Origin of the sequence: Nakamurella sp. A5-74 (assembly GCF_040438885.1) — a bacterium.
Lineage (GTDB): Bacteria > Actinomycetota > Actinomycetes > Mycobacteriales > Nakamurellaceae > Nakamurella.
Genome location: NZ_CP159218.1, coordinates 2,666,131 through 2,685,484 on the forward strand (window position 1 = coordinate 2,666,131; position 19,354 = coordinate 2,685,484).

Annotated in this window: 21 protein-coding genes; 4 read left to right on the forward strand and 17 right to left on the reverse strand. The window is 67.6% G+C overall.

Going from position 1 to position 19,354, the window contains the following annotated elements:
* Positions 1–4 precede the first annotated feature (4 nt).
* The 15 genes from ABLG96_RS12210 to ABLG96_RS12280 form a co-directional block, all read right to left on the reverse strand.
* Positions 5–1,234 (reverse strand): hypothetical protein, encoded by a 1,230-nt coding sequence (locus ABLG96_RS12210; protein ID WP_353647660.1) that lies wholly within the window; start codon positions 1,232–1,234, stop codon positions 5–7.
* A complete protein-coding gene (locus tag ABLG96_RS12215) occupies positions 1,231–1,929 on the reverse strand; it encodes an ATP-binding cassette domain-containing protein (protein WP_353647661.1) in 699 nt (232 codons plus the stop codon). Before ABLG96_RS12215 ends, ABLG96_RS12210 begins: the two co-directional genes overlap by 4 nt.
* A gap of 20 nt (positions 1,930–1,949) precedes the next feature.
* Positions 1,950–2,459 (reverse strand): hypothetical protein, encoded by a 510-nt coding sequence (locus tag ABLG96_RS12220; RefSeq protein WP_353647662.1) that lies wholly within the window; start codon positions 2,457–2,459, stop codon positions 1,950–1,952.
* A gap of 143 nt (positions 2,460–2,602) precedes the next feature.
* Complete coding sequence (locus ABLG96_RS12225) at positions 2,603–3,046, reverse strand: DUF2550 domain-containing protein (protein WP_353647663.1); 444 nt, start codon at positions 3,044–3,046, stop codon at positions 2,603–2,605.
* A gap of 45 nt (positions 3,047–3,091) precedes the next feature.
* Positions 3,092–3,484 carry a F0F1 ATP synthase subunit epsilon gene (locus tag ABLG96_RS12230; protein ID WP_353647664.1) on the reverse strand — a complete coding sequence of 131 codons (393 nt, stop codon included), beginning with the start codon at positions 3,482–3,484 and terminating at the stop codon, positions 3,092–3,094.
* A 203-nt stretch (positions 3,485–3,687) separates the two neighbouring features.
* A complete protein-coding gene (gene atpD / locus ABLG96_RS12235) occupies positions 3,688–5,133 on the reverse strand; it encodes a F0F1 ATP synthase subunit beta (protein ID WP_353647665.1) in 1,446 nt (481 codons plus the stop codon).
* Positions 5,134–5,136: 3 nt separating this feature from the next.
* Complete coding sequence (locus ABLG96_RS12240) at positions 5,137–6,081, reverse strand: F0F1 ATP synthase subunit gamma (RefSeq protein WP_353647666.1); 945 nt, start codon at positions 6,079–6,081, stop codon at positions 5,137–5,139.
* Between the two features lie 44 nt (positions 6,082–6,125).
* Complete coding sequence (gene atpA / locus ABLG96_RS12245) at positions 6,126–7,778, reverse strand: F0F1 ATP synthase subunit alpha (protein ID WP_353647667.1); 1,653 nt, start codon at positions 7,776–7,778, stop codon at positions 6,126–6,128.
* Positions 7,779–7,890: 112 nt separating this feature from the next.
* A complete protein-coding gene (locus ABLG96_RS12250) occupies positions 7,891–8,709 on the reverse strand; it encodes a F0F1 ATP synthase subunit delta (RefSeq protein WP_353647668.1) in 819 nt (272 codons plus the stop codon).
* Entirely contained in the window at positions 8,709–9,299 is a 591-nt protein-coding gene (locus ABLG96_RS12255; RefSeq protein ID WP_353647669.1) for a F0F1 ATP synthase subunit B, read from the reverse strand. Before ABLG96_RS12255 ends, ABLG96_RS12250 begins: the two co-directional genes overlap by 1 nt.
* 46 nt (positions 9,300–9,345) lie before the next feature.
* Positions 9,346–9,594 carry an ATP synthase F0 subunit C gene (gene atpE / locus ABLG96_RS12260; RefSeq protein ID WP_353647670.1) on the reverse strand — a complete coding sequence of 83 codons (249 nt, stop codon included), beginning with the start codon at positions 9,592–9,594 and terminating at the stop codon, positions 9,346–9,348.
* A 117-nt stretch (positions 9,595–9,711) separates the two neighbouring features.
* The gene (gene atpB / locus ABLG96_RS12265) at positions 9,712–10,500 is read right to left on the reverse strand and encodes a F0F1 ATP synthase subunit A (protein WP_353647671.1); all 789 of its coding nucleotides are present in this window, start codon (positions 10,498–10,500) and stop codon (positions 9,712–9,714) included.
* Positions 10,501–10,532: 32 nt separating this feature from the next.
* Entirely contained in the window at positions 10,533–10,844 is a 312-nt protein-coding gene (locus ABLG96_RS12270) for an AtpZ/AtpI family protein (RefSeq protein ID WP_353647672.1), read from the reverse strand.
* A gap of 116 nt (positions 10,845–10,960) precedes the next feature.
* Positions 10,961–11,488 (reverse strand): hypothetical protein, encoded by a 528-nt coding sequence (locus ABLG96_RS12275; protein WP_353647673.1) that lies wholly within the window; start codon positions 11,486–11,488, stop codon positions 10,961–10,963.
* Entirely contained in the window at positions 11,485–12,654 is a 1,170-nt protein-coding gene (locus ABLG96_RS12280) for an MraY family glycosyltransferase (RefSeq protein ID WP_353647674.1), read from the reverse strand. Before ABLG96_RS12280 ends, ABLG96_RS12275 begins: the two co-directional genes overlap by 4 nt.
* A 444-nt stretch (positions 12,655–13,098) precedes the next feature.
* On the opposite strand from ABLG96_RS12280, the gene ABLG96_RS12285 reads away from it, so the two are divergent.
* The gene (locus ABLG96_RS12285; protein WP_353647675.1) at positions 13,099–13,677 is read left to right on the forward strand and encodes a hypothetical protein; all 579 of its coding nucleotides are present in this window, start codon (positions 13,099–13,101) and stop codon (positions 13,675–13,677) included.
* Positions 13,674–14,204: a hypothetical protein gene (locus tag ABLG96_RS12290; RefSeq protein WP_353647676.1), complete on the forward strand. Its 531-nt coding sequence runs from the start codon at positions 13,674–13,676 to the stop codon at positions 14,202–14,204. Before ABLG96_RS12285 ends, ABLG96_RS12290 begins: the two co-directional genes overlap by 4 nt.
* Here ABLG96_RS12290 and ABLG96_RS12295 read toward each other — a convergent pair.
* Positions 14,113–14,760, reverse strand: coding sequence for an L-threonylcarbamoyladenylate synthase (locus ABLG96_RS12295; protein ID WP_353647677.1), 648 nt, complete (start codon positions 14,758–14,760; stop codon positions 14,113–14,115). The two genes, ABLG96_RS12290 and ABLG96_RS12295, sit on opposite strands and share 92 nt — an antisense overlap.
* A gap of 188 nt (positions 14,761–14,948) precedes the next feature.
* Here ABLG96_RS12295 and ABLG96_RS12300 point away from each other — a divergent pair, with 188 nt between their 5' ends.
* Together ABLG96_RS12300 and ABLG96_RS12305 are read left to right on the forward strand one after the other, a co-directional pair.
* Entirely contained in the window at positions 14,949–16,295 is a 1,347-nt protein-coding gene (locus tag ABLG96_RS12300; protein WP_353647678.1) for a DUF1343 domain-containing protein, read from the forward strand.
* A 13-nt stretch (positions 16,296–16,308) separates the two neighbouring features.
* Positions 16,309–17,628 (forward strand): serine hydrolase, encoded by a 1,320-nt coding sequence (locus ABLG96_RS12305; RefSeq protein WP_353647679.1) that lies wholly within the window; start codon positions 16,309–16,311, stop codon positions 17,626–17,628.
* Between the two features lie 89 nt (positions 17,629–17,717).
* Here ABLG96_RS12305 and ABLG96_RS12310 read toward each other — a convergent pair whose 3' ends face one another.
* Complete coding sequence (locus tag ABLG96_RS12310; protein ID WP_353647680.1) at positions 17,718–19,061, reverse strand: DUF222 domain-containing protein; 1,344 nt, start codon at positions 19,059–19,061, stop codon at positions 17,718–17,720.
* Between the last annotated feature and the right edge of the window lie 293 nt (positions 19,062–19,354).

A 19,354-nucleotide genomic window follows, 5' to 3' on the forward strand; every position in this document is an offset into this window, starting at 1 on the left:
ACTCTCACGCCGGAAGCGAAAAATCGCAGCGGGCAAATCGATCCGTCAGGGCTGCCGCGTCAGCCGGTGAGAGCGGCGGTGCTTGGCCGTACCAGAACGCCAACCAGGTGGCGCTGAGCTGATCCAACTGCTCTCCATACGAATCCGGCGGTCCGACATCGCCGCGCAAAGCTGCGCAGCCTACCGGAACGAACAGCGTCTGGACGAGGTACTCGACGGTGTAGCGACCCCCGGTGATGCTGGTGTCGAAGATGTCCAGCGGCAGCACTCCTCGCCGCGGCGGCGTGGTGTAGGTACGGCTTTGGGCTTCGATCCGCTCCGGCACGATGGCGCCGTAGCCGCGCTGCTGCGCCAGCACCATCAGCCTGTTGATGATCTCCGGCATTCCGGGCGCCTGACGTGCATTCTCCGGATAGATGCATAGCACCGGTTTCCCACCGGAGCAGTCGGTGGGGGGTCGCGGATCGGCGAGCAATCGCTGCCCAGGCCCCAACAACGGCAGCGCCAGAAGTGCAAGCACGGTGATGATCCCCACCGCGAGACGGCGCACCGCCCAGCTGCCCCGCAGCACCGCAGGTCCCAGGACCAACACAGCGCCCACCCCGATGAAGACGCCGAGCTGCGTACTCGCGTAGGCAGGGTTGAGTACCCATCCGATCCGGCTTACGCTCGAAGCGCCGAAGCTCAACAGGTGGAAGCTGCCACGGCCCGCTGCTTCGCCGATGAACTGCACACCCACGAAACCGATGACGATGGCGGCGACGGCCGCCGGCGCAGGTGGCGCCACCGTACCGAGGAAACAACCAACACCTGCGGCCCAGAGCAGGCCCGCCAGCTGGATGACGATGGCGAGCACGACCGAGCTCCATCCCGCGCTCGGGGCCGTGACGTGGCCGACCACCAACCCGACGATCATCGTCCCACCGTGCACCCCGGCCACCGGCAGCGCAGACCAGGCCGCGATCCGCGGCAGGATCCTGCTACCGCGACCCGCGGTTCGCTGTAGATGACCCACACCGGCCCGGTTGGCCCGGGCAGCGTCGACCGCCGCCGCACCCATCACGAAGGGGAGCAGATAGAACATGCTCAGCCCGAACCATTCGACGGTCCAGAAGCCCTCCCCAAGCCACGGGGAACTGCGCAGCAGACTGACCGCAATGCCGAAAGCCAGCGCCGGGAACAGGAGCCACGGGCCGACGAGGGTGCGGAACGCGAAGCGCATACTGCGCGTCATCCCGATTCTCCCATCAGCCGAGTGATCGCGGTTTCCACAGTGTCATCCGAAGCTCCGGACCCCTCCAGCGCCGAAACCGGACCCTGATGGATCAGGCGGCCGTCACGGAGCACAACAACGGTGCTGTCGGTCTGTCGTTGCAGGTCTTCGATGAGATGGGTCGAAACGACAACCGCTCGGTCCAGCGCCATTCGGGCGATCACTGCGCGCAGCTGGACGCGCTGTGCCGGGTCCAGCCCGCTGGAGGGTTCGTCCAGGAGGACGAACTCGGGCGAATGGATGATGGTCGCCGCGATCGCCACCCGCCGCTGGGTTCCGCCGGAAAGCTTGCCGATCCGCTGCGGCAGCCGATCGGTCAGATTGGTCAGGTCTGCTACCCGCTCGATCGCGGTGTTGCGATCCTCTCGCGGCACTCGGTGCAACCACGCAGCGTGGTACAGGTAATCACCGATGTTGCTGAGCGCCGGCAACAGCGGATCCTGCGGAAGGTAACCGATTCTCGCCCGACGATCGGAAGTCGTCCAATTAAGGCTTCCTGCACTCGGAGCGTCGTCGCCCGCCAAAAGCCGGAACAATGTGGATTTCCCGGCACCGTTCCTGCCGATCAAAAAGGTGAGTCCGGTTTCGATGACGAGGTTGATCGGACCGAGGGTGAAACCGCGCCGGTAATGCCTTTCGACGCCCGTCAACTCCACCCTCGGATCCGTCGGCGGCATCAGTACTGGGTGCCTGCGGTGAGGGTTTGGCCGGAGCAGGGATCGGTCCTGAGCGGAATGTCCAGGCACGTCCTCATGGCACCGCGAGCGTAGTCGGCCACGTCGTCGACACCCGTACTGGACTTGGCCGAGAGCCAGGCTCCGGTACGGTTGTCGTGCGGGCTTTCAGCTCTGTCCTGGACGTAGTACTGCTGAGTGCACGACAGGAAGGAAGGTGCAATGCACGAACCGGAATTGACCAAGGTGGCCTGTGTGATGTAAACCCGGTGATTGTCAGCATTCGATAGCTTGACCCATCCGTCGTCAAAAGCCCGAGTGCCAGCACTGCTGTCTGCCACTCGGAAGCGGCCGTAACTATACCCTGTACTTCCGTAGCCCGACACCGTCAGCGGGTTTGCCCGGGAGTTCCATTCTATGAACTCGCCCTTGGCGAATGCTTGTGGCGCGCTGACCACCGAGAATGCTACGACCACTGCCGCCAACGCGGCCGCTTTGTTCCACAGTTTCACTGGGGTCCCCTTTGCATACCCCCCCCCGATAGGGAGCCTGCCGGCGACGGTACCACCACCCGAGGTCTCGCCTATGCATGCAATAGGCTGTGACAAACATCACATCGAACGGCTGGTTGGTCCCAGGTAGCGGGGCCAGCACGTCAGGGGTCGGCGCGCTGCCGGGTGGTGGGTGCCGACTCGATCCAGGACGACAGTCCGGTGAGGGCGATCTCGTCGATCGCCAGCTGGGCGACGGACGATGTGCCACTGCTGCAGTCGATCACGACGGAGTCCGGCGGCAGCAGGTCGCACTCCACTCCGATCGGGGCCCGGCTCTCCCCCAGTGAGATGGTGGCCCGATCGAGCCTGCGGGCAGCACCGAGCATCAGCGAGAAGGAGCGGTAGAACAGCAGCTCGTCGCCGGCGTACTTGGCCTGGCCGAAGGACCAGCCGGAGCCGTGGGCGGGAGCATCGGTGGTCCGATCCCGCCAGCAGATGTCGATTGCGCCGCTGCGGACGAGCAGCATCCGGCGCGCGGTGAGCCAGACGATCGACGCTACGATCGCAACCAGCAGCCCCAACCCGATCCACTCCAGGAGAGGCATACCGACTCGATCCGTTCCAGACCCTCGTCCGCTGTCCTGTTCCGGTCAGACGCTCTGGCCGGCGGCGAGCAGGCGGGCGCGCGCACGGCGCAACGTCTCGCGCTGCTCGTCGGAGTCGTCGCCGGCGCGGACCGCTTCGTCGTAGGCGGTGCGTGCAGCGGCGATGTCGATCTCGTCAGCCAGCTCGGCGCCCTCGGCGAGGATCGACACCTTCTGCTTGGTGACGGACAGGAATCCGCCGTGCACCGCGACGTTCAGCTCGGTGCCGTCGGCCTCGACGATGCGGGCGGCGAAACCCTCCTGCAGCTGGGCCAACAGCGGAGCATGCCCAGGCAGCACGCCGATGTCACCGTCCGTGGTACGTGCGACGACCATCCGGGCGGGACCCGACCAGATCCGACGCTCGACCGCCACCAGTTCGACCTGCATCTCCGCCACGTGTTCACTCCGCACTCGTCGATTGAGGCTGTTCGGGGATCAACTACCCCGCACGCTCAGTGTAGGCCTCGTCGCGGAGACCTCGGGATCCTGCACAGTGCACCTACAAGACTGCACCGCCGTCCGCCGCCGCGACTGCGACGGTGGACGGCGGGTGCGGGGCGCCGGCCGGGAAGACTCCCGGACCGGCCGACCCCTGGTGCTCAGCCTTCGAGCTGCTTGGCCTTCGCCTGCACGTCGTCCATGCCACCGACGTTGAGGAAGGCCTGCTCCGGGATGTTGTCGTACTTGCCCTTGGCGATGTCGTCGAAGGCCTGGATGGTCTCGTCGAGCTCGACGTAGGAACCATCCATGCCGGTGAACTGCTTGGCGACGAAGAAGTTCTGGCCGAGGAAGCGCTCCATCCGGCGGGCGCGACCGACGACGAGCTTGTCCTCTTCCGAGAGCTCGTCCATGCCGAGGATGGCGATGATGTCCTGCAGCTCCTTGTACTTCTGCAGGATCCGCTTGACCTCCTGCGCCACCCGGTAGTGCTCGTCGCCGACGAACTGCGGATCGAGGATCCGGGAGGACGACGACAGCGGGTTCACCGCGGGGTAGATGCCCTTCTCGGTGATCGCCCGGTCGAGCTCGGTCGTCGCGTCGAGGTGCGCGAAGGTGGTGGCCGGCGCCGGGTCGGTGTAGTCGTCAGCGGGCACGTAGATCGCCTGCAGCGAGGTGATCGAGCGGCCGCGGGTGGAGGTGATGCGCTCCTGCAGCTCGCCCATCTCGTCGGCCAGCGTCGGCTGGTAGCCGACGGCGGAGGGCATCCGGCCGAGCAACGTGGAGACTTCGGACCCGGCCTGGGTGAACCGGAAGATGTTGTCGATGAACAGCAGCACGTCCTGGTTCTGCTCGTCCCGGAAGTACTCGGCCATCGTCAGCGCCGACAGCGCGACGCGCATGCGGGTGCCCGGCGGCTCGTCCATCTGACCGAAGACGAGGGCGGTGTCCTTGATGACACCGGAGTCCGTCATCTCGGCGATGAGGTCGTTGCCCTCCCGGGTGCGCTCCCCCACGCCGGCGAACACCGAGGTGCCACCGAAGTTCTTGGCGACGCGGGTGATCATCTCCTGGATGAGCACGGTCTTGCCGACACCGGCCCCACCGAACAGGCCGATCTTGCCGCCCTGCACGTACGGGGTCAGCAGGTCGATCACCTTGATACCGGTGACCAGCTGCTCGGTCTTGCCCTCCAACTGGTCGAAGGGCGGCGGCTTGCGGTGGATGCTCCACCGGACCCCGTCCTCGCCCTTGCCGGGCTCGTCGAGGCAGACGCCGAGCGCGTTGAAGACGTGCCCCTTCACCTGGTCACCGACGGGGACCGTGATGGACTGGCCGGTGTCCTGCACCGGCACGCCGCGGACGAGGCCGTCGGTGGGCTGCATGGAGATGCAGCGCACGACGTCGTCGCCCAGGTGCAGCGAGACCTCGAGGGTCAGCGTCCGCTTGATCCCGCCGCCGTCGATGTCGACGTGCAGCGCGTTGAACAGCGCCGGGACCTGGCCCCGCGGGAACTCGACATCGACGACCGGGCCGATGATCCGGACGACGCGTCCCGCCGTGGTCGAGTCCGCATGCGTGGAGCTGTCTGCAATGGCTGTGCTCATGGGTCAGTCCTCTTCGGTGTTCGCAGCTGCGAGAGCGTCGGCGCCGCCGATGATCTCGGTGAGTTCCTGGGTGATCTGGGCCTGCCGCGCCTGGTTCATCTGACGGGACAGCGTCTTGACGATCTCGTTGGCGTTGTCGGTGGCCGACTTGCACGCCTGACGACGGGCCGCGGACTCGCTGGCCGCCGAGTCCAGCAGCGCCGAATAGATGCGGGTGGTGACGTACTTCGGCAGCAACGCATCCAGCAGCGCTTCCGAGCTCGGCTCGAACTCGTACGAGGGCAGTGGACCGTGATCCTTGCCGCCCTCGGCCTCTTCCGCTGCCTCGATGTACTCGATCTCCAGCGGGGCGAGCCGACGGGCCTGCGGTTCCTGGGTCAACATCGAGACGAACTTGGTGTTCACCAGGTGGATCTCGTCGACGCCCTGTTCGCCGTCCTCGGTCTCGCCGTCACTGCCGACCAGGAACGAGGGCAGCAGCGAATCCGCAGCCCGCTCGGCGTCGGCATACGTCGGCCGCTCGGAAAAGCCGCTCCAGGCATCGGCGACGGCCCGCTGCCGGAAGGTGAAGTAGCCCATGCCCTTACGACCGATGACGTAGAGCACCGGCTGCTTGCCCTGCTCCCGCAGCAGTGAGGCGAGCTCCTCGGCGGTGCGGATCGCGTTGGCGTTGTACCCGCCGCAGAGCCCACGGTCGGAGGTGACCAGCAGGATCGCGGCACGCTTGGGTTCCGGCCGCTCCACCAGCAACGGGTGGTCGAGGCTCGACACCGCGGCCAGCGCACCGAGCACGTCGGTGATCTGTTCTGCATACGGGGCCGATGCCGCAACTGCTGCCTGGGCCCTGGCGATCCGGGAGGTCGCGATCAGTTCCTGCGCCTTGGTGATCTTCTGGGTGGATCTGACGCTCTTGACGCGCTGTTTGAGCACGCGTGCCTGTGCGGCCACGGGTCACCTCCCTCCATCTCGTCGATCACTCACTTGCCGGTGCGTCACTTGCGCGGCGCGGCCTTGGCCTTGCGGACCTGGAGCTTCTCCTGGCCCACTTCGCTCTCGTCCATCGCGTCGGCCTGCTTCTCGTTGCCGAGCAGCGTCGTGCCCTCCGACGTGGTGAACGAGGAGCCGAACTCCTCGTAGTACTTCGTCAGCGTCGCAGTGGTGTCGTCGCCGAGCTGCCCGGACTCGCGGATCGTCGCCAGCGGGGAGTTGTCCACGTGCCGCAGATACTCGAGGAACTCCTTCTCGAACCGACGGACGTCCTCCAGCGGCAGGGCGTCCAGGCGCCCGGTGGTACCGGTCCACACCGAGACGACCTGCTCCTCCATCGGGAACGGGGCGAACTGCGGCTGCTTGAGCAGCTCGACGAGTCGCGAACCACGGGCCAGCGCCCGCTTCGAGGCCGGGTCCAGGTCCGAGCCGAAGGCGGCGAAGGACTCGAGCTCGCGGTAGGCCGACAGGTCGAGGCGCAACGTGCCGGAGACCGACCGCATCGCCTTGGTCTGCGCGGCGCCACCGACACGGGACACCGAGATGCCGACGTTGATGGCCGGCCGCACACCCGAGTTGAACAAGTCCGACTCCAGGAAGCACTGGCCGTCGGTGATGGAGATGACGTTCGTCGGGATGTACGCCGACACGTCGTTGGCCTTGGTCTCGATGATCGGCAGACCCGTCATCGAACCAGCGCCCAGCTCGTCGTTGAGCTTGGCGCACCGCTCGAGCAGCCGGGAGTGCAGGTAGAAGACGTCGCCCGGGTAGGCCTCGCGGCCCGGCGGGCGGCGCAGCAGCAGCGAGATGGCGCGGTAGGCCTCCGCCTGCTTGGTCAGGTCGTCGAAGACGATCAGGACGTGCTTGCCCTGGTACATCCAGTGCTGCCCGATGGCCGAACCGGTGTACGGGGCCAGCCACTTGAAGCCTGCCGAGTCGGACGCGGGAGCTGCCACGATCGTCGTGTACTCCAGCGCGCCGGACTCCTCCAGCGAGGCGCGCACACCCGCGATGGTGGAGCCCTTCTGACCGATCGCGACGTAGATGCAGCGCACCTGCTTGGCCGGGTCACCGGAGGCCCAGTTGGCCTTCTGGTTGATGATCGTGTCGACGCAGACGGCAGTCTTGCCGGTCTTGCGGTCACCGATGATCAGCTGGCGCTGGCCGCGGCCGATCGGCGTCATGGCGTCGATGGCCTTGATGCCGGTGGCCAGCGACTCGCGGACCTCCTTGCGCTGTACGACGGACGCTGCCTGCAACTCGAGCGGACGCTGCTCCTCGGCGGCGATGTCGCCCAAGCCGTCGATCGGCTGACCGAGCGGGTTCACCACGCGACCGAGGAAGGCCTCGCCGACGGGTACCGACAACACCTCGCCGGTTCGCTTGACCTGCTGACCCTCGGCCAGGCTGGCGGAGTCACCCAGGATGACGGCGCCGATCGAGCGCGCTTCCAGGTTCAGTGCCACGCCGAGGATGCCGTCCTCGAACTGCAGCAGCTCGTTGGCCATCGCCGACGGCAGGCCCTCGACGCTGGCGATCCCGTCACCGGTGGTGGCGATGATCCCGACCTCTTCGCGAGTCACCTCGGGCGAATAGTCGGAGACGTAGCTCTCGATCGCGGAGCGGATCTCGTCGGTGGAGATCGTCAACTCGGTCATCGCGTTCCCTCATCTGTCGGTGTTGCTGTGCACTGCGTGTCCATGGTCTGCGTTTCGGTGCTCCGGCCGCGAGCCGTCAGCGGCTCCTGGGCGGATACTGCTGTGCTGCTGCTCATCCGAGGGAGCGTCCCAGCGCGGCGAGGCGGCCGGCGGCGGAGCCGTCGATCACTTCCTCGCCGACCTTGATCCGCATGCCGCCCAACAGGGCAGGGTCCACCTCGATGTGCACGGCGACCGGCCGGCCGTAGAGCCGCTGCAGCGCCGCGGACAACCGCTGCTGCTGCGAGGAGTCCAGCGATGCCGCTGCAGTCACGTCGGCGACCAGCTCGTTGCGACGCTCGGCTGCCTGGTCGACGAGGTCACGGATGCGGTGGGAGAAGGACCGTCCGTTCACCTCGCCGGCCGAGGAGTTCAGCAGTGCGACCGTCAGCCGGTCGGCGCGGCCGTCGAGCAGCCGGGTCACCAGAGCCACCCTGGCCTGCGGATCGCCGGCCGGATCATCCAGGAGCACGGAGAGCTGGGGCGATCCCTCCACGATGCGGCCGAAGCGGAACAGCTCGTCCTCGACCCGGTCGAGACGGTCCTGGCGTTCTGCGGACAGGAACAGCGCGGTGCGGCCCAGTCGTTGGATCGCCTCCCGCAGGTCGGCGCCGGAGGCCCACGGACGTCGCACGGCGTCGTCGAGCAGCTCGACGACCTGATCGGAGACCTTGCCGTCGAAGAGCCGGTGCACCATGCGGGCACGCCCGTCGAGTTCGGTGCTGGACTCCGTCAGCGTGCGCCGGAGCACCGGGTTGGCGATGAGCACGCCGGCCACCCCGAGCAGCTCGTCGCCGAGCTTCTCCAGCTCGTCCACCGATGCCGACGTCGTCTCGGAGACGAGTCGGTCATTCAGTGCCGAGAGGGCTTCGCGGCTGGAGATGTGCTGCATCAGCTCTCCAGATCGGCGAGGAACCGCTCGACGGTCCGGCGGCGCAGGGCGTCGTCCTCGAGTGATTCGCCCACGACCTTGCCGGCCAGCTGGACGGACATCCTGCCGAGGTCGCCGCGGAGCTCTGCGACGATCTGGGCGCGCTGGCTGTCGAGCTGCGAGCGACCGGCGGAGGAGATCCGCTCGGACTCCTGTTTCGCCTGGGCCAGGATGTCGTCCTTGATGGCCTGCGCCTGGGAGCGCGCGTCCTCGCGGATCTTCGCGGCTTCCTCACGGGCACCGGAGAGCTGCTGCTGGTACTTCTCCAGCGCCGCCTTGGCCTCGAGCTGGGCCGACTCCGCCTTGGCGATACCGCCCTCGATGGCCTCGGTGCGATCGGCGTAGGCCTTCTCGAACATCGGCCAGGCGAACTTGCGCAGCACGAGGATCAGGACCGCGAATGCGACCGCCGCGATGAGGACCTCGGCGATCGGCAGACCGATGGGGTTCGTCGGCTTCACGGCGCACTGCGCCAGGACCTGCTCAGGCGTCAGACCCGTGATGCTGGTCCCCGGCGCGCAACCTTCGGCGACGTAACTGATGACGCTCATCTACCTGCACCCTTCGATGTGTGCACTGCTGATGGGAAGGGGTGAGTCAGTTGCCGAGGATGAACGGCACGACGAAGCCGAGCAGCGCGAGCGCCTCGGACACGGCGAAACCGAGGAAGGCGTAGGTACGGGTCAGGCCGGCGGACTCCGGCTGGCGGGCGGTCGACTGGATGTAGCTGGCCCAGACGATGCCGACACCGATACCGGGGCCGATCGCGGCGAGGCCGTACCCGATGGAGCCGAGGTTGCCGGAGATGTTGACGTTGACCTCGGCGAGGTTCTGCAGAGCGGACATGAAGGTGCTTCTCCCTTTCGATGATGCTTGTTTCACCGGCTCGTGATGGCACGGGCCGGGTGCTGCGGTATCAGTGCCGAGGTTCCGGCCGTCATGCGGTCGTGATCGAACAGATGGTCAGTGCGAGTCCGCCAGCGAACCCTCGAGGTAGATCGCGGTCAGCAGGGTGAAGACGTAGGCCTGCAACGCGCAGACCAGCAGCTCGAAGAACACCAGGCCGATGCTGGCGATGCCGGGCAGGATCGCGATCGCGTAGTTGATACCGCCGGACTCGAGCTGGAAGATCAGGCCGGTCGCCGCCACGGCGACCAGCATGTGGCCGGCGAACATGTTCGCGAAAAGTCGGACGGCCTGGGTGAACGGCCGCAGGATGATGTTCGACAGGAACTCGATCGGGATGAGCAGCGCGTGCATGGCGATCGGTACACCGGGGATGATCGTCTGCAACCTGAGGTAACCACCGAGACCGTGCTTCTTGATGCCGACGACGTTGTAGATCACCCACACCAGCAGCGCGAGGAACACCGGGATCGCGAAGTGCGAGGTCACCGGGAGCTGGGCCACCGGAATGAGTTCCCACAGGTTCATCACCAGGATGAAGGAGAACATCGTGGTCAGGAAGCCTGCCCACTTGCGGCCTTCCTTGCCGCCGAGCACCTCGATCGCGATGCCGTTGCGGACGAAGCCGTAGATCGATTCGCCGAGGTACTGGAGCTTCGTCGGCCGGACAGCAGCCTTGCGGGCGCTGGCCACGAAGAAGGCGATGATCAGGATGCTGCCCAGGATGAGCAGCACCATCGCCTTCACCGAGGCGATGACGGTGCCGTCACCCAGGCGGTCGAAGAAGAATGAGTGTTCGACGGTGGGGGCATGGAAGCCCTCATCACCCTCTGCAGCGGCAGCCATGATCATGGCTTCCTGAGCTGACAGGAGCGGAATCACTCGGTCTCCCTTCGGGTGCTGGCCGGAGGCGGCCCGGTCGTTGGGTCGGTCGGTCGAGTCACCGCGGGTTCGCTGTGGATCACTCGCGCGATCACTGCATAGATCCCGAGGACCATTCCGACGATCACTCCGACCGGGAGGGCCCACTTCGTGCCCCACCACTGGTCCAGGAGCCAACCGATCCCACCCCACACGGCGAATCCGCCGAGCATGGTCGAGACGACAGCCCACCCTTCGTCAGCACCTTTTCGGTCCTTGACGCGGGCCGGATCGGGGATGATTCCCGGTCTCCGTGGCCTGCTCTTCATGGCAGTTGAGAATGTATCAGCCCGCGCGCTCCCGCTCGAACCGGGGCGGAGCGAAGTTCTACGAATCGTCAAAGATGAATGTCACAGCTGCTCGGGCGTGTTGCCGTGTACCGGGGTCAGCTCGGATCGACGTAGAAGATCTTGGTCGTCCACACGTACCGCATGTGCGCACCCAGCCAGGCGAACACACCGATGGCCACCGAGCCCGCCATCCACTTCGTGTCGACACCGCCGTCCCGCGGGATCATCACCAGCACCACGCCGAGCGCGATCACCTTGCCGAGGTAGCTGACGAGCGCCGCCTTCATCACGTTCTTGGGGTTCTTCGCACCGACCCGGGCGATGATCACCGTCGAGACGGTGAAGAAGCCGCCGACGATCGCCGATCCGATGGCCACGCCGAGGATCCCGCGGCCACCGCTGACCAGGCCGGCAACGATGCCCTCGAGCACTGCGAACCCGGCGAGTACCGCCCAGCAGATCCGCAGATGACCGAGTGACCACACTCCCCCGCTGGCCGAGCGTCGTGCGGCCTTCTCGACGGCGGCCAGATTCAGCGGCGGGAGGGGTGGCAACGCAGCGGCGGGGATGTCGGTGCCCTTCGGTCGGGAGGTCGGGGGATCGAACGGTCGGCGGTCGGTCATGCCGTCACCCCGGCGCGGCGTTCGCTGAGCCGACGGGCCCTGATCCGCGGCCAGACCGAGGCCGTCGAGGCGACGAGCAGGCCGATCACGGTGGGCACCAGGGCCCATTGCCAGGTCATGAACGCCAGCGAGACGGCACTGCCGCCCAGCACGGCGGCCCACAGGTAGAACACCAGCACCGCTTGTCGGTGGGTGTGGCCGATGTTCAGCATCCGGTGGTGCAGGTGCTGCTTGTCGGCGGTGAAGGGGTGCTTGCCCTTGCGGGTCCTGCGGACGACCGCCATCAGGAAGTCGAGCATCGGGATGAAGACGACGGCCAGCATGACGATCAGCGGCGCGAGCAGCGCAATCGTCGAACGGGGGCCGAACGTCGAATAGTCGAGTTTGCCGCTGGTGCTGATGACGGCGGCGGACATTGCCAGGCCGATGAACATCGAGCCGGAGTCCCCCATGAAGATCCTGGCCGGATAGAAGTTGTGCGGCAGGAATCCCAGACAGGCCCCGAACAGCGCCGCGGCGATCAACGGTGACTGGGTGGCCTCGGGGTTGAGCGAGTCGCCGTACTGGTGGATGGAGAAGACGAACATCCCGACCGTGGAGATCAGCGCGACACCGGCCAGCAGGCCGTCCAACCCGTCGATGAAGTTCATCGCATTGGTGAGCACAACGGTGATCAGCACCGTGACGAGCAGCCCCTGCGTCTGGTCGAGGCTGACGGCGGTGCCGAACCCGCCACCGTCGCTCGATCCGCCGATCGGCAACCAGATCTGCGTCCACTGCACCCCGAAGAAGACGAGCACCCCGGCAGCCAGGATCTGGCCGGCGAGTTTGGTGAGCGAGTCCAGGTCGAACCGGTCGTCCAGCACGCCGACGAAGCAGATCACGGCGCCGGCGACCAGCACGCCCACGATCTCGGTGTTGTTGCCGAACGCCTGCCGCAGTTCCGGCAGCTGGTAGGCCACCGCGAACGCTGCCGCAACGCCGATGAAGACCGCGACGCCGCCCATCCGTGGGGTCGGGAGCTGGTGCACGTCCCGGTCCCGGATCGCGGTCACCGCGCCCAGTCTCCGAGCAACCACCCGCACCACCCCGGTGACGAGGTACGTCACCAGTGCGGACGTCGCGACCACGAGCAGATACTCGCGCACCGGGATGAGGGACAGCACCTGGCCAGGGTAGTCGCGCCGGGCGCTGTCCCTCGCCGGGCGCTGTCCCTCGCCGGGCGCTGTCCCTCGCCGGGTGCTGTCCCTCGCCGGGTGCTGTCCCTGGCCGGGTGCTGTCCCTGGCATCCCGCCGTGTTCGGCGCCGCGCCCGTTCAGCAGTCCCCGGGCCCCCGGGCAACGAACCCCACTCGGCAGGACGAACTCGTCTCGCAGGTGCGACGGACGAGAGCGGAACCGACGGATGAGCGAACTCGTCCCAGCCGATGAACCACCCAGGAGATGCCCTGGCACATCAGGGATCCACGCCGGATCCGCAGCCGAGACCATCTCCCAGGGGGTCCCCCACGCCGGGGAACGGGCCCGGATCGCATGCCGCGATCCGGGCCCGCATACGTTCATCGGTCGGTGCCTCGTCCCCGCGCTCGTCCGCCACTGCAGGAGTTCCCCATGACGATTCCTTCCCGGCCGCGCGGCCAGTTCGGCCCGTTCGGGCAGCAGGCCCCACCGCCCTGGGATCCTCGAGGCTTCAGCGGACCGGTCGGCGGTCCCCCCGGCGGGCAGCACCCGGGAGGCCCCGGCGGTCCGATGATCCACGGGCCAGGGCCGTATCTGCCGGGACCTCAGCAGTCCGGGTATCCGGGCGGACCATCCGGCCCGCCCGGCGCACACCCGGCCGCGCCGAAGACCGGGCACTGGGTGCTCGTGCTCCGGATCGCCGCCCTCGTTCTGGTCGCCCTGGGTCTCTCGATCCCCTTCGACTCCAGCTGCGACTGGGCTGCTCGCACCACCTGGGCGATCTTCGCGATCGTGGCAGCGGTCGCGCAGTTGCTCTCCTCGACCGGCGGCTCGTTCGGCTGGGACGTCCGGCGCTCGTGGCTGATCGGCGCAGTGGCCACCGGTGCGCTCACCCTGCACTGGCTGCTGATCGCACTGCCGAACGTGGGCTCCAACGCGGGGTTCTGCCTGACCTTCGGAACTGCAGCGGCGATCGGCGGGATGCTGTTGGCCCCCGGGCGGCGTTGGTGATCGACCCGACGCTCCGGCGCCGACTGCTGCCGGCGGGGGCGCTCGCGCTGCTGGCGCTCGGCCTGCCTTGGACGACCGCCTCCTTCGTCCCCGGCTACTACTCACCGGGGTTCTGCACCACCACCTACGACGCCGACGGGTACGGCTCGATGTACTGCAGCACCGGGTTCATCGGCGCCGGCTACAACAATCCGGCCAGCCCGGGCTTCACCATCGACGTCCGGGTCTACGCAGCACTGATGCTGATCGCGGCCATCTGGGGCCTGCGCCGCCGGTCACCCGTCCTGCTGGGTATCGCACTCACCGCCGGCGCGGCAGCACTGGTGCGCAACCCGGGAAGTCAAGCAGGACAGCTGGTCTGGGCCGGAGCACTGGTGCTGGCCGGTGTCGAGCTGGTCGATGCCGGGTTGCTCCGAACGCGGTCACAAGCGTGGCTCAGCCGTCGGCGTCGACAGCTCCCGCCACCTCGCGGATCGCGTCCAGCGGCACCGCACCCTCGCGCAGCACCCGGGGCAGCGCACCGGTGAGATCGACGATCGTGGAGGCGACACCCTGCGCGGCGGGACCACCGTCGAGGTAGACGGGGACATCGTTGCCCAGCTGGTCGTGCGCTTCCTGCGCCGTCTGGGCAGCGGGTGATCCGCTGCGGTTGGCACTGCTGACAGCCATCGGGCCGACCATCCGCAACAGGTCGAGGGTGACGGGGTGCAACGGCATCCGCAGCATCACGGTGCCTGCGGTGTCGCCGAGGTTCCACCGCAGCGACGGTGCGTGCTCGACGACCAACGACAATCCACCCGGCCAGAACGCCTCCACCAGGCGTCGACCGACTGCCGACAGGTCCGTGACGAGACCGTCGACGGTCGACCAGCTGCCGATCAGCACCGGCACCGGCATGTCGGGACCACGCCCCTTGGTCGCCAGCAGCAGGTTCACCGCTTCGCTGTCGAAGGCATCGGCGCCGAGCCCGTACACGGTGTCGGTGGGCACCACCACCAGCTCGCTGCGGCGAGCGGCGGCCGCAGCAGCGTCCAGGCCCTCCCGTCGCTCGGCGGGATCGGCGCAGTCGTAGATCGTCGTCACGCTGGACAGTCTGTCACCAGACCCGGCCGACCGTGGCGCGACCGACCCGCCCTCGCCGACGTCGGTGGAGGTCGAGGGTCCCTGGCCGTCGCCATTGTGTGACCCGCCACTGGTAGGTAAGTTCCCTCTTGAACAGCGCCCGCGTGAATTCTTCACCTCCCCACCGTCGGGGAGAGAAACGAGGACAGATGTCCGGAGTCGACCGTCGTTCCTTTCTCCGCGCCGCAGGGCTCTCCGCGGCCGCAGTACCGCTGCTCCCTGCAGCCGCTGCGCTCGCGGACGACAGCCGCACCGCCGGCGACGACCTCGCGGGTCGGGACCACGGCCACGGCGGACGCCGCGGGGTGATCACGGGCGCCGATGTGTTGGCCGCCGACCAGTTCCGTGCACTGAAGGGGCGCAAGGTCGGCATCGTCACCAACCCCACCGGCGTCACCGCTTCCCTCGTCAGCATCGTCGACGCGATGTACGCCTCGGGCAACGTGGACGTGGTCGGGGTGTTCGGACCCGAGCACGGCTTCCGCGGCACCGCCCAGGCCGGCGAGGCCGAGGAGACCTACGTCGACGAGCGCACCGGCATCACCGTCTACGACGCCTACGGCGCGAACGCCGACAAGATGACGTCGCTGTTCGCCACGTCGGGCGCCGACACGATCATCTTCGACATCCAGGATGCCGGGGCGCGTTTCTACACCTACATCTGGACCATGTACACGGCGATGCGCGCTGCGCTGCGGACCGGCGCGAGGTTCGTCGTCCTGGACCGTCCCAACCCGACCGGCGGGATCGCCCGTGGCCCGATGATGACGGCGGCATTCACCTCGGGGGTCGGCGCCGAGAACATCGTCCAGGCCCACGGTCTGACCGTCGGTGAACTCGCCCGCTATCTGAACTCCGAGATCCTGCCGTCGGACGAGAACGGCAAGAAGCACGCCTCGATCACCGTCGTGGAGATGAAGAACTACTCACCCGACATGAAGTTCGCCGACACCGGGCTGCAGTGGGTGCCGCCGAGCCCGAACGTGCCGACGCCGGACACCGCGCTGCTCTATCCGGGCACCGGCATGTTCGAAGGTGTTCTCTACTCGGAGGGTCGCGGCACCACCCGCCCGTTCGAGATCATCGGAGCGCCGAGCGTCGATCACCGCTGGGCTGCTGCACTGGCCGCCCGCACAGTGCCGGGCGTGCAGTTCCGCGAGGCCTACTTCACCCCGACGTTCAACAAGTTCGTCGGTGAGGTCTGCGGCGGTGTGCAGGTCCACATCACCGACCGGAACGCACTCGATCCGATCCGGGTCGCGGTCGAGATGTTGGTGGCCGCCAAGGCCCTCTACCCCACGTTCGCGTGGCGGTACGACAGCTACGACCCAGTTCGTCCGTACTGGACCGACAAGCTGACCGGGTCCACCCGTCTGCGAGAGCAGATTTCCGGTGGAGCCTCGGTCGAGACGGTGTTGGGCGCCTGGAAGAACGAGCTCGCTGCCTTCGACCGGACGCGCCGTCAGTACTTCATCTACCGCGGTTCGCGTGGCTGAGCGGGGTCGGCAGATGAACGAGGCGAGCACGGCCCGATCGGTCGACCGGCGCGCCGCGCTGCGGTGGGGCTTCGCCGGAGCGGCGGCGGCGGGCCTGACGATGGTCGGACTGGGGACGGCGACAGCGGAGGCAGGCGGAGTGGACAACACGACCGGACGCGGCGGCCCGGGCCACGGCGGTCCGGAGCGCGACGAACGGTTACGGCCGGGTTCACCGCGATCGGTGGGTCTGGATCCGGCGGTCATCGCTGCGGCACTGGCCAAGGTGCGAACGTACGAGGTTCCGCGGCCGGATGGCACCCTGCTGCTCCCGGGCGCGGTCGGGCTCTATGCCCACCACGCCCGCATCGTGGGGACCGACGTCAGCGGTTTCGCCCGGCTCTACCTGGATGCGACCCAGCAGCTGCCGCCACCGGAGCGGATCCCGATGCGTCGGTCGACCATCTTCGACCTGGCGTCGCTGTCCAAGTTGTTCACCTCGATCGTCGCCGTCCAGCAGATCGAAGCCGGCCGGTTGGACCTGTCGGCCACCGTCGCCAGCTACCTGCCTGCCTTCGCGGCGAACGGCAAGCAGGACGTCACTGTGGAGATGCTGCTGACGCACACCTCCGGGTTCACTTCCTGGCTACCGCTCTACTCGAAGTACCCCGACGTGGCTGCGCGATTCCAGGCGGTGCTGGACGCCCCGTTGGCGAACCCGGCCGGCAGCACGTATCTGTACAGCGACCTGAACATGATCAGCACGCAGCTGGTGCTGCAGCATCTCACCGGCCGGACGCTGGATGTGCTGGTGCACGAGGGCATCACCCGGCCGCTCGGCATGCGGGACACGATGTACAACCCGCCGGCCCGCCTGCGGCACCGGATCGCGGCGACCGAGTTCCAGGCCGTGTCTGCCCGCGGGTTGGTGTGGGGCGAGGTGCACGACGAGAACGCCTGGAGCCTGGGTGGGGTGGCAGGTCATGCAGGGGTGTTCTCCACGGCGGACGACCTCGCGGTCCTGGCGCAGACCCTGATCAACGGTGGTCGCTACGGCCGGGCCCGGATCCTCGACGAGGCAGGGGTGGCGCTGCTGGCCACCGATCGGAACCAGGAGTTCCCCTCTCATGCGCATGGTCTCGGCTTCGAGATCGACCAACCGGCCTACATGGGCCGGCTGTCCGGGCCGAACACCGTGGGCCACACCGGATACACCGGCACGACCATCACCATCGACCTGGCGCAGCGTTCGTTCGCGATCTTCCTCAGCAACCGGGTGCATCCGTCCCGCAACAACGGCAGCATCCAGGCGGTGCGCGCCGAGTTCGCCTCCGGGCTGGCCGACGCGCGCTGACGCATTTGCCCTGTGGCGTCGCCCCCCGAGGTTGATCGAGCAAACGCAGGGAGTCGAGATCCAGTGCCCACGTTGCGCCGCGCGACCGTTCACGTCCGCAGGGGTGTGGGCGCGGTGCGTTGGCGGGGTAGTCGTCGGGTGCTGGTCGGGTCGGGCCTGTCGGCGGGTCTGGGCCGCCGCGCGGGTCGGTAGGAGCGGGGTCTGCGGTCCCAGATGACCTGTCCGGCAGTGACTTCGCCGTTCAGTTCGTCGCGGTGGACGATGGTGTGGTGGGCCGGGCAGAGCAGGGCGGCGTTGTCGAGGTCGGTGGGTCCGCCGTCGATCCAGTGGACGAGGTGGTGCGCGTCGCACCACTGGGCGGGGATGTCGCAGCCGGGGAATGTGCAGTGCCGATCGCGTGTCCAGAGGACGCGTTTCTGGGTGAGGGTGAACAGGCGCTGTTCCTTGCCGCAGTCCAGGACGGCGCCGTCGGCGCCGAGGACTGTGGGGATGATGCCGGCGTCGCAGGCGAGTTTGCGGGCGGTGTCGGGGGCCAGGAGGGTGCCGTCGGCGATGGTTCCGGCGCAGGTGCCGGCGCCGGTTCGTTGCTGCAGGTCGTCGAGGTTCATGGTGACGTTGACGGTCGCGGTCACGGCTGCGGTGACGCCTTGGCCTTGGGCGAGGACGGAGCGGCGAAAAGCTTCGATGAGGGCCTCACCACGCCGCCGGTCGGTGGGTCGGACGTCCCGCTCGCCGGCGGCAGCATCCGGTCGCGGTGCTGCGAGGGTTTGGATGGCTGCTTCGAGGATGCTGAGGCCTTCGTTGTCGACGACAAGTCGGTATTCGTGCAGCCCGGTGGACGTTTCGGTCGGCGATGAGAGGGAGATGTGTCGGCGGCAGCGGTCCTGGAAGTCGGCGAACTCGTCAGGCTTGCCGTGGTGGGCGAGGATCCATTGCCGCAGTTCTCTCACGCCGCGGGGTCCGTACTCAGCGCCGTGGTTGACGAGTTGCTTCAGAACGAAGGGGTGCGCGTCGGGCAGCAGCTGGGGGGCGAGTTTGTCGTACTCGCCCTGCACCACCACTGCGGTGGGCAGGTCGAGATCGGCGGTGCGGATGGAGTCGGCGATCTCGGCGAGTTCCGGTCGGCGCAGGATGTGGGCGGCTTTGGCGACGGTGGTCGCTTCGCGGCGGGAGTGCCAGCCGTGCTCCGCGATCCAGCCGCGGGTCGAGGCGGACTGGGACGCTTCCACCACACCGCGGGTCTCGGCGTCCGCAGTGACGATCACACTGGCAGCACCGGCCAGTGCACGGAGTTCGGCGAGCTCGCCGAGGAACTCGCCCAACTCACCGGTGGGGCACTGAAAGACACTGGTGTGCAGAGTTTTCAGCCGGGCAGTCAGCACGGCGATGTGGTCGCGGGTGTCCGCGACACTCGCTCCACAGGTGCTGTTCATAGGGCCAACGCTACTCAACAGGTCCGACAGTCAAGGTACTGAAAGGGGCTGTGGAAGAGCAGGTCTGGTCTCGATCAGGTCACGATCAGGGGGTCGGCACCGGTCGAGAGGCATCGGAATCATTACCCTCAAGATGATCGCACAGGGTCTCGTCAGAGTCGTTCCTTCCCAACTCAATTCGTTCATTGTGGGCCCACCACGTCGCCGCGCGATGCAGGGTCCACCTTGCTCGACCAGCGAGGACTTGACAGCGATGGGGGGGTCCAGTCGCTCCCTGTCCTGAGCGGCGAAGG